The organism is Mesorhizobium sp. M4A.F.Ca.ET.050.02.1.1 (genome assembly GCF_003997725.1).
Classification (GTDB): Bacteria; Pseudomonadota; Alphaproteobacteria; order Rhizobiales; family Rhizobiaceae; genus Mesorhizobium.
In genome coordinates this window covers 1-8,566 of record NZ_RZSG01000201.1, presented here as the reverse complement: position 1 = coordinate 8,566, position 8,566 = coordinate 1, and the positions used below count along the sequence as shown (strand labels likewise).

The window sequence follows — 8,566 nt, the reverse complement described above, 5'->3', positions numbered from 1 at the left end:
ACCATATCCACGGTATCGATGACCTGCGCGGCTATGTGCTGGAACAGCGCCACTTGATTGACATCCACGCCGACCAGCCGACGATGCGGCGCCTGCGTGAGGCGTTCAGCTATTGTTTCGAGACGCCGCCGGGCAGCTCGTACCCGCCGATCGTCAGGCCGCATCTCATCGACCACGCCAGGCCGGTGGTGATCGAAGGCGAGGGGGGGCCCCTCACCCTCGAGCCGCTGCCGCAAATCCATGGCGACATCATCTCGCTTGGCTTCCGCGCCGGCGGGCTCGCCTATTGCCCTGACATCAGCGACTTCCCCGACGCCACCGCCGAGCGGCTGCGCGATCTCGATATGCTGGTGATCGACGCGCTGCAGTACAACACCCATCCGAGCCATCTGTCGCTCGGCCAGGCGCTCGGCTGGATCGACAGATTGGCGCCGAAAAACGCCGTGCTGACGCACATGCATGTGCCGCTCGACTATGCCAAGGTGATGGCCGAGACGCCGGATCATATCGTGCCGGCATATGATGGCATGGTGATAGAGACCGCTTATCATTCAGCCTGATCGACACCGTTTCTCAAGCGGGCTGCATCGATCGCGTGTCAATTGTGGGGATCCGTGCCGGTCTCGGTTCAATCTCCGATCGGCAATCGCGGATCGTCAAATTGCAGGACGTTGAGATTCTGTTTTATGCGGCGCAAGATCTCCAGGCTGCGGGGGCCGATCGCTTCGGCCGTTGCGATGGCCAGCATGTCGACGACGGCCAGTAGTGCAAAGCGCGAGGAGGAAGGGCGGTAGAGACCACCGTCCTCCTGAACGTTGAACGGTATGACGAGATCGGCACCGCGGGCGAGTTCCGACCCAGGCGCGGTGATGGCGATGGTCTTGGCGCCGTATTGGCGAGCGACCCAGACGGCATCCTTTTGCGACCGCACGGCACCCGATATTGAAAAGACCACAAGCACCGTCTGATGGTCGCCCGCAGCGGCCGTCATGCGCTGCATCTGGCCATCGATATGCGAGGTGACCTGGATGCCGAGACGGAACAGGCGGTTCTGCATCTCGACCGCAGCCATCGAAGAACTCCCGCCGGAGCCGAAAGCAAGGACGGACTTGGCGACGGCCAACCATGCCCCTGCCTTTCGCACCAGTTCCTGGTCGGTGGAGGTGCGAAGTCGTTCGATCGCCTCGATAGCGCCGTCGCAGACATTATCGGCGAGCCGGCGTTCGCCTTCATGCCGGCCCGTCTCGGCGGGCGCCAGATAGGGGCCGCCGACCGCCAGCGCATAACGCATGATCTTGCCACGGCGCATTATATTGCCGACGACATATGCGTCATGCAAAACGGCACGATCGTCGAACGCGGCCTGACCAAGGAGGTGATCGCCGGACCGGCGCATCCATATACGAAGCTGCTGCTTGGCGCCGTTGCCAATCCCGACAATCCGAGGCGGTCTGCCGAGCCTCTCTAGGCAGGCAAGGCAACGCCAAGTCCTTGTTTCGGTTCGCATTTGTCAATGCATTGAAGTTCCATAATCTATCTTATGCGACTTATGGATATAGCGGCTATATAGAGATGCGACACATGGGCAAGTTAGAGACGCGACATTGCCTCTAGCCCTGCTCTCGATCAACCGTTAACGTCAGGGACAAAACACAGCAACGCAACTCACTTCAACCCACGCCTAAGGACCAACAGGCCAGGCGTCTTTGGAGTAGCGCGTTGCCATGCGTTTTCTCATCACCATGTCCGATAAGGAACTGAGCCGCCTCGAAGCATTGCAACGGGTTCGCGATCGGCGTCTGAGCGTCGTTCACGCCGCTGAGATTCTCGGGATCAGCCGAGCTTCATCGGCCGCTCGCCGAACACGAGGATCTCGACGCTGCCATGTGCCATAAGGAGGTCCGTAAACTGTCCCAAGCTCTTACGCTGCGCTACGACAAGGTGCTTTTCATCTTGGAGCCGACTGAGTTCGCAAAGAGCGCGGCTGGTTCGAAAGTTCTTGTTTGCGACTATCCGGATGGACGGCTCGAGATCGTGCACGATGGCATCGCCCTGCCGGCTGTTAATCGCTGTGAGATCGTCGAGCAAAAACGCCTGGATGAGGTTTTGACGTGGATCGCCGACAGGCAGGATGAACGGGAAGTCCATCGCAGTAGACATGCTCCGCGGCGCACCGGACAGGACAACCATATGTTTGGCATTCCTGATGGCGCGGTCAGCAACGGCTATCAGAAGCACAAACCAGGGCGCAGAGCCGACTTTATGAATGACCCCAAGGTGATAGCCAAGCGTGAGAAGGCACTGGCCAAGATAGAGGCCTTCGAGCGGATGCTTGCGGCGGAATGACTATTTTGTGTTGCCAAGCCTTGGCGGCCGGGATCTGTTCGCGCTAATCGTCCGCAAAACTGCGCCGACGCGGGAGTTTATGAATGAGCGACCTAGACCTGTCATCAAATTTCTATGTTGAGTGGTCCGCAAACGGGGATCTCAAATCCGGTAGAATATTCCACATCGAAAGGAATGCGAGTGGCGGCTCCTTGTCGACGCCTGTCGCACGGTTCTTCATGACGAATGCTAGAATACCAGCCGAAGGCTTCTTTCCGCACCAGCGGCTTGATTGCTTCGTGTCCAATACTGAATTCGTTTCCAAGCCGGAACAACTAGCACGAGATCTATTTAAGGCTCTGAGCAGTCGAAACTTGATCGACGAGCCCACGTGGTTGGGCTGGCATGTTGCTGAAGAGCAGGGTGGGGCCGCTTTCGGTGAAGTCTTCGATTTCGATTGATACACAAGCCAAAGTCTCATCATCGGCGCTACGTTGACGTGAAGCCCCATTCGGGCGCTCAAGAGTGAGAAAGCTAAAGCCGGGGAGCTTAACTGGAACGCCCCCGATCAGGCTGCGCCCGGACCAGCTGACGCCCGATCGGGTGCTTCCGTCGCAATTCTAATCTGCTGAAATCGTCGCATCGCAATCTTGCAATGACAGTGGATGAGGCAATCACCGGTGCCTTTGCACGCGACCGCGGTCCTCAGAAATAGTCGAGAAGCCCACTAAAGGCAGCTGCAATCACAACAGTGTGCAGGATGCCAAGCGACAGCCACCTGATACGGCCGCCCGGATCAGCGAATGCTCCGTAAGCGGGAAACTGTGCCACAGCCAGCACCACGGACACGCTGGTGATGGTGTTGTTGGTCAATAGCGTCGCAACATCGGCATCGGATAGAGAAGCCGCGCCAGCACGTAGTCGCCATGCCCGGCTCCGGCAGAAAAGAGCGCCAACAGCAGAGCGACAGGCGTAGCGCACAGACCGAAAAGAAGCCCTGCTCGTGACGAGAATATTGGCAGCGTCATTTCTCCAGAAGCACCGTGAGTCTCACCATTCTATTCCCCCGCCAACATCGACGGTCTGTCGGCTCTCACCGCCGCCCGTCTTCTGGTCATTTGTGATCGGCACCGTCGTCCGTCAGGTTTGAAAGCCGCATGCGATCCGTCTTGGCGCGGTATTGCCTAAGCTCCTGGGGCAAGCCGACCTGATAACCCAGAACTCGTTGGGCACCCGGCTCGATCAGCATCACGCCAGGCTTGTCGACAAATTCGCCGTCGAAATCGGACGGGCTTGCAAGGCCATGCCAGGGCTCGATGCACAGGAATGGGGCGCCGCCCGGCTTGGACCAGATGCCCAATTCATTGAAACCCCGCCAGGACATTTCGATCGCTGGCCCCCGTTCGGCGGCAAAGCGGACACTTGTGCTGGCAGGTTGATCGAGGATGACGGCGTCGTCGTCGAAGAGCCGTTCGGAAAGCGCAAGGGTCTTACCCTCGATCGGAGTGGGTCGGGCCGTCGGCAGCAGCAGGCCATCTTTCAGGCGGCGGATCGGCGCAGGTTCGTTCTCGGCAAACGTGAGCCGATAGGCTTGCTTGGGCAATTCCGGCAGCAGCGGCCAGTTGAAGGCCGGATGCGCGCCGATCGAAGCAGGCAGCACCTCATCGCCCGTGTTGGTGACCTCGAAGGTCACGCGCAGGCGGTCAGGACCGAGGCTGTAACGTATCGCCAGGCGAAAGGCGAATGGGTAGCGTGCGCGGCTTTCGGCATCGTCAGTCAGGACTAGCGTGCAGGAGGAAGGCCCCTGCTCCGCCCAGGCAAAGCGCCTGTCGCGGGCAAAGCCATGCTGCGTCATCGGATAGTTTTGGCCGCGGTGACGCAACCGGTCGCCTCTCAGCCGGCCGACGATCGGAAACAGAACCGGCGAATGACGACGCCAGGCGGGACCGGCTTGCCACAGGAACTCAATGCCTTCGGCATTGCGCAAGGAGACAAGTTCGGCCCCCTGTCCGACAATGGTCGCCCAGATGCCGTCACCGTGCAGTGTCAGGCTGTCCTGTTCCATGCGTCCTCACGGCTGGCTTGGCGAGGCTGGCAGGCTAGCAAGACTTCGCGTGAACTCAAGAGCGGAGGCAGCGCCCGGCTCGACTTCGATTTCGAATGCCCAAGGTGGGCGCCGATCGTTTCCGTTCAGTGCGTGTCACCTGTGATGCGCCGATGGATGCTGTCCAGGCTTTCGGCGAGTGCACCGAACACGTTGCGCGCGGCGAGCTCGTGCAGGACCTGTTCGTTGATGCCGCCACGCGTCGCGTAGTCCTGTGCCAGATGCATGAAATCCGCATCCGGCGAGGTCTCGGGCGCGGTCCCCAGCGCCTTGAAAAGCGAGGCGACATAGTCGCGCGCCGTCCCCTCCCCGACGCCGTGGCTCGTCAGCCAGGTGTGGATGGTCTCGAGGTATTTGAAATAGCTGGCATAGGTCGCGGTCGCGACGCTCAAGGCGTCGAATTCTCGGGAATTATCGACCTCGATCACCTTGCCCAGCCTGCCGAACAATGCCGCAGCGCCTGGATCGGACGGATAGATGATCGTCGCGCCCAGCCGGTGCGCGATCATCGGCATGGGAAGCGCTTTCGTCAGGTGTCCGGCGGGCGCGGTCAAAGCCCTTATATCGTCGAGAGACAATGTGGCGATCAGGCTGATGAGGCGATGGTCGGGCCGAAACCGCAATTCGCTGAGCACTTCATGGGCAATCTGCGGCCTGACCGCGAGCATGACGGTATCGCAATCGTCGAGGACGGCCTGGTTGTCGCTGGCAATGCGAACATCCGGGTGGCGGGAAGCAAGGCTCGTCGCGATTTCTTCGTTGCGCGGCGAAAGCACGATTGCAGCGGTATTTTCCGCGAGGGACCTGAGCCCGGTGACGATTGCGGCGGTGAGCGCGCCTGTGCCGATAAAGCCGAGTTGCATGAGACGTCCCGAAAGGTTGGTTTCGTGTGATGGTCGGCCGACCATAGTGGCCGGAGTGCCGGGTGGGAACGGCCAATGGCCCGACGATCGCGGTCGGTGCGCGCCTTCATCGCCGCCTGGACAAGTTCATGTTCGGCAATGTGCTGATCAATGACGATGCGCCCCGCACGCTGACGCCGGGCATCATGATCTTCAAGGGCTCGCATCAGACCGATTGGGGGGCTCTGACAGCGGCGTCCGTGCTCGCGGTCGTGCCGGCTGGCATCGGCTTCCTCTATCTGCAGCGCTTCCTGTTTGGAGGGCTTGCGGCGGAGCGGTCGAGGGTGAGTTGGGGAATGGACCCGGCCGAGATGCCTCGGCCAGGTCCGATGCCTGACTGGGTTATTCGCGTTCGCCAGTGAAGTTCAGCAGCAGCTGGAAGATGTTGACGAAGTTCAGATAGAGCGAGAAGGCGCCGAAGACGGCGAGCTTCTGCCGCGATTCCGCGTCGAAATTCTCGGCGTACTGCTCCTTGATTGTCTGCGTGTCCCAGGCGGTGAGCCCGATGAACACGGCGATGCCGATCACCGAGATGGCGAACTGCAGCGCGGTCGAGCCGAGGAACAGGTTGACGAGGCTGGCGATCACCACGCCGATCAGGCCCATGATCAGGAACGACGAGAACTGCGTCAGGTCGCGCTTTGTCGTATAGCCGTAAAGGCTTGTCGCGCCGAACATGCTGGCGGCGATGAAGAAGGTGCGCGCGATGCTGGTGCCGGTGAAGACCAGGAACACCGAAGCCAGCGACAGGCCCATGACGGCGCAGAAGGCCCAGAACATCGCCTGCGCGCTGGCCGCCGACATGGTCTGCATGCGGAACGAGAACAACAGCACGAAGGCGAGCGGCGCCAGCATCACCACCCATTTCAACGGGCTGGAGAAGATCGGCACGTAGAGCGCCGGCGTCGAGGCCACGGCGAAGGCGATGGCGCCGGTGACGACGAGGCCAAGGCCCATATAGTTGTAGACGCGCAGCATGTGCTGGCGCAGGCCCTCGTCGTAGAGGGCGCCGGCTCGGGCGCCGCTGCCCGCGCGATATCCCAGATTGGGGGTATTCATCATCGGTCTCCTTGGTTGGTCTCAGTAAAGCGTGCGGGCCAGCGTTTCGGCGGCCCGGTCGAGGTCGCGCGCATCGCTGCGCGCGACCACGGCGTAGGCGACCTCGCCGATCTGGAAATAGGCCGAGGAAATATCGCCCGAGGGCGCGACGGCCGGCTTCACCACGTCGAAGGTTCCGGGCCTGATCGCGAACAGTGAGACCAGGCCGAGATCCTTGGTCTCGAGCGCCATCTCGACGCTCGGGCCGAAGCGCGACGGATAGATCTGCACGTCGCGAACCTTCCAGTCGCCTGGCAGCGACGGCATGACGATCGCGGTCGCGGCACGGATTTCGCCGGGATTGTAGTCCGGCGCTTCACGCTGGGAGGTCATCGCCTCGCGCATCAGCGTCGTCCGGTGCGCCCTCACCGCCTCCTCGACATAGGCCGGCGGCTGCGTGGAAGCGACAACCTTGGTCACCGCGACGGGTCCGAAGATGCCGTTCGCCAGCCAGCCGGCCGCGACCAGGATGGCCGCCGCCGCCGCCCGCTGCAGCACGGAAAAGATGCGGTCCCTGGTCAGTCCGCGCTCCAACCGTCGTGCCGCCTCGGCGGTCGCCGGCCGCGCCATGCCCTTGCCGGCGAGCGCCACGCGCAACTCGTCGCGCGTCCGAAGGTCGGACATCACGCGCGCCGCGACCTCCGGCTGGGTGGACAGGAACGCCTCCACCTCGATGCGGCGGGCCACCTCCATCTGGTCGTCGACATAGGCGTCGAGATCGGCGTCGGTCACGGGATCGAGCATCGCATTCATCGCTCACCTTTGACGATCCTGAGATGGTTCCTGCCGACCGGCGCGGCCTCCTCCATCTCGCGCAGTGCCGCCCGGGCCCGGCCGATGCGTGACATCAACGTTCCCAGCGGCACGCCACTGACCTCGGCCGCCTGGGCGTAGCTCAGCCCCTCGATGGCGACGAGATGTAGCGCCGACCGCTGCTCCTCCGGCAGGGATAAAAAGGCCGTCCGCACCTGCGCCAGACGGACCGAATGGTCCTGGGGCGCCGGGGAGGTGCTGTCGGCAAGGTACCCGGCCTGCTCGACGCGCGCCGCTTCCGACCGGCGCGAGCGGACACCATCGATGAAGGCGTTGTGGACGATCGCAAGCAGCCAGGCGCGAAGGTTGCTGCCGGCACGAAAGGTGCCGCGCCGCTCATAGGCGCGCACCAGCGCGTCATGCACCAGGTCCTCGGCCTCCGTGCTGTCGCGCGTCAGCGAGCGCGCATAGCGGCGCAGCGAACCGAGCTGTCCGACGATATCGAAGCGTGGCATCGACCGTTTCATGCCCTGTTTACGGAGCAGGGCAAGGTTTTAATCCGGCTACAAGCGATTTTTGTCCGATCTGGCGAACGACGCCGATGTGACAGGAACGTGGAGGGCGGCGCAGCCTCAAGATTGATGCAATCGAAAAGCGCTGGCGAAGCGCTGCCGTTTTGCGTATCACTCCGCCGCCATTGGAGCCGTATCGATGTTTGAAACCCTGCAGCCCGCCCCCGCCGACAAGATCCTTGCGTTGATTGGCCTTTATCGCGCCGATCCGCGTCCGGGCAAGGTCGATCTCGGCGTCGGCGTCTACAAGGATCGCGACGGCAGGACTCCGGTGATGCGCGCCGTGCGCGAAGCCGAGAAGCGGCTGCTTCAGGGCCAGGACACCAAGACCTATCTCGGCCTTGCTGGCGACACTGCCTTCGACACGGCGATGGCCAAGCTCACCTTTGGTGACAATGCGGACCTGTCGCGCATCCGCACGGCGCAGGCGCCGGGTGGCTCTGGCGCGCTCAGGCTCGTGGCCGAGCTTTTGCAACGTACCCGAGCCGGCGCGACGGTGTGGCTGTCCGATCCGACCTGGCCGAACCACATGCCGGTGATGCGCGCCGCCGGTCTGCAGATCCGCGACTATCCCTACTTCGACGCCGCTTCCGGCTCGGTGCGCTTCAAGGACATGGTGGCGGCCCTGCGGACGGCTGAGCGCGGCGACGTGGTGCTGCTGCATGGCTGCTGCCACAATCCGACCGGCGCCAATCTCGATGCCGCGCAGTGGGCCGAGGTCGCCGACCTGGTCGTCGAGCGCGGCCTGCTGCCCTTCGTCGACATTGCCTACCAGGGCTTTGGCGAGGGCCTCGACGCCGACGCCGCGGGCC

11 protein-coding genes and 2 pseudogenes are annotated in these 8,566 nt (G+C 62.5%); 6 read left to right on the top strand and 7 right to left on the bottom strand.

Annotated elements, in window-relative coordinates; all coding sequences use genetic code 11:
* The coding region (locus EOA33_RS15565; RefSeq protein WP_127406003.1) for an MBL fold metallo-hydrolase at nucleotides 1–560 on the top strand (560 nt) is incomplete at its 5' end.
* 68 nt (nucleotides 561–628) lie between these two features.
* Here the strand turns inward: EOA33_RS15565 and EOA33_RS39055 are convergent.
* Nucleotides 629–1,291: a MurR/RpiR family transcriptional regulator gene (locus EOA33_RS39055; RefSeq protein WP_281033523.1), complete on the bottom strand. Its 663-nt coding sequence runs from the start codon at nucleotides 1,289–1,291 to the stop codon at nucleotides 629–631.
* Between EOA33_RS39055 and EOA33_RS40485 the strand changes: the two are divergent.
* From EOA33_RS40485 to EOA33_RS15550, 3 genes and pseudogenes are all read left to right on the top strand, one after another.
* Nucleotides 1,283–1,447: pseudogene (locus tag EOA33_RS40485) on the top strand (ABC transporter ATP-binding protein); the annotation flags it as partial. The gene EOA33_RS39055 and the pseudogene EOA33_RS40485 overlap by 9 nt on opposite strands.
* 392 nt (nucleotides 1,448–1,839) lie before the next feature.
* Nucleotides 1,840–2,346: pseudogene (locus EOA33_RS15555) on the top strand (ISNCY family transposase); the annotation flags it as partial.
* Between the two features lie 83 nt (nucleotides 2,347–2,429).
* A complete protein-coding gene (locus EOA33_RS15550) occupies nucleotides 2,430–2,786 on the top strand; it encodes a hypothetical protein (protein WP_127406001.1) in 357 nt (118 codons plus the stop codon).
* Nucleotides 2,787–3,030: 244 nt separating this feature from the next.
* Here the strand turns inward: EOA33_RS15550 and EOA33_RS39050 are convergent, their stop codons facing one another.
* The 3 genes from EOA33_RS39050 to EOA33_RS15540 form a co-directional block, all read right to left on the bottom strand.
* Nucleotides 3,031–3,198 (bottom strand): hypothetical protein, encoded by a 168-nt coding sequence (locus tag EOA33_RS39050; protein ID WP_189375219.1) that lies wholly within the window; start codon nucleotides 3,196–3,198, stop codon nucleotides 3,031–3,033.
* Nucleotides 3,199–3,439: 241 nt separating this feature from the next.
* A complete protein-coding gene (locus tag EOA33_RS15545) occupies nucleotides 3,440–4,390 on the bottom strand; it encodes an aldose 1-epimerase family protein (RefSeq protein WP_127406000.1) in 951 nt (316 codons plus the stop codon).
* A gap of 125 nt (nucleotides 4,391–4,515) precedes the next feature.
* Nucleotides 4,516–5,292, bottom strand: coding sequence for a pyrroline-5-carboxylate reductase (locus EOA33_RS15540; protein ID WP_127405999.1), 777 nt, complete (start codon nucleotides 5,290–5,292; stop codon nucleotides 4,516–4,518).
* Between the two features lie 62 nt (nucleotides 5,293–5,354).
* Here EOA33_RS15540 and EOA33_RS39045 point away from each other — a divergent pair, with 62 nt between their 5' ends.
* Complete coding sequence (locus tag EOA33_RS39045; protein WP_189375218.1) at nucleotides 5,355–5,693, top strand: hypothetical protein; 339 nt, start codon at nucleotides 5,355–5,357, stop codon at nucleotides 5,691–5,693.
* On the opposite strand, the gene EOA33_RS15530 is transcribed toward EOA33_RS39045, so the two are convergent.
* Genes EOA33_RS15530 through EOA33_RS15520 form a run of 3 tightly spaced genes read right to left on the bottom strand, consistent with a single transcriptional unit; the run spans nucleotide 5,674 to nucleotide 7,697 of the window.
* Nucleotides 5,674–6,390 carry a Bax inhibitor-1/YccA family protein gene (locus tag EOA33_RS15530; RefSeq protein ID WP_127405998.1) on the bottom strand — a complete coding sequence of 239 codons (717 nt, stop codon included), beginning with the start codon at nucleotides 6,388–6,390 and terminating at the stop codon, nucleotides 5,674–5,676. The genes EOA33_RS39045 and EOA33_RS15530 overlap by 20 nt on opposite strands.
* A gap of 21 nt (nucleotides 6,391–6,411) precedes the next feature.
* The gene (locus EOA33_RS15525; protein ID WP_126054605.1) at nucleotides 6,412–7,182 is read right to left on the bottom strand and encodes an anti-sigma factor; all 771 of its coding nucleotides are present in this window, start codon (nucleotides 7,180–7,182) and stop codon (nucleotides 6,412–6,414) included.
* Nucleotides 7,179–7,697 carry a sigma-70 family RNA polymerase sigma factor gene (locus tag EOA33_RS15520; protein WP_189347396.1) on the bottom strand — a complete coding sequence of 173 codons (519 nt, stop codon included), beginning with the start codon at nucleotides 7,695–7,697 and terminating at the stop codon, nucleotides 7,179–7,181. Before EOA33_RS15520 ends, EOA33_RS15525 begins: the two co-directional genes overlap by 4 nt.
* Nucleotides 7,698–7,893: 196 nt before the next feature.
* Between EOA33_RS15520 and EOA33_RS15515 the strand changes: the two genes are divergently transcribed.
* Nucleotides 7,894–8,566: aminotransferase class I/II-fold pyridoxal phosphate-dependent enzyme (locus tag EOA33_RS15515; protein WP_127405997.1), on the top strand; the 673-nt coding region annotated here is incomplete at its 3' end.

Coding starts and splice junctions, on each gene's coding strand:
- EOA33_RS15550 (WP_127406001.1), top strand. CDS start 2,430: ATGAGCGACCTAGACCTGTCATCAAATTTCTATGTTGAGTGGTCCGCA.
- EOA33_RS39055 (WP_281033523.1), bottom strand. CDS start 1,291: ATGCGTTATGCGCTGGCGGTCGGCGGCCCCTATCTGGCGCCCGCCGAG.
- EOA33_RS15525 (WP_126054605.1), bottom strand. CDS start 7,182: ATGAATGCGATGCTCGATCCCGTGACCGACGCCGATCTCGACGCCTAT.
- EOA33_RS15530 (WP_127405998.1), bottom strand. CDS start 6,390: ATGAATACCCCCAATCTGGGATATCGCGCGGGCAGCGGCGCCCGAGCC.
- EOA33_RS15545 (WP_127406000.1), bottom strand. CDS start 4,390: ATGGAACAGGACAGCCTGACACTGCACGGTGACGGCATCTGGGCGACC.
- EOA33_RS15540 (WP_127405999.1), bottom strand. CDS start 5,292: ATGCAACTCGGCTTTATCGGCACAGGCGCGCTCACCGCCGCAATCGTC.
- EOA33_RS15520 (WP_189347396.1), bottom strand. CDS start 7,697: ATGCCACGCTTCGATATCGTCGGACAGCTCGGTTCGCTGCGCCGCTAT.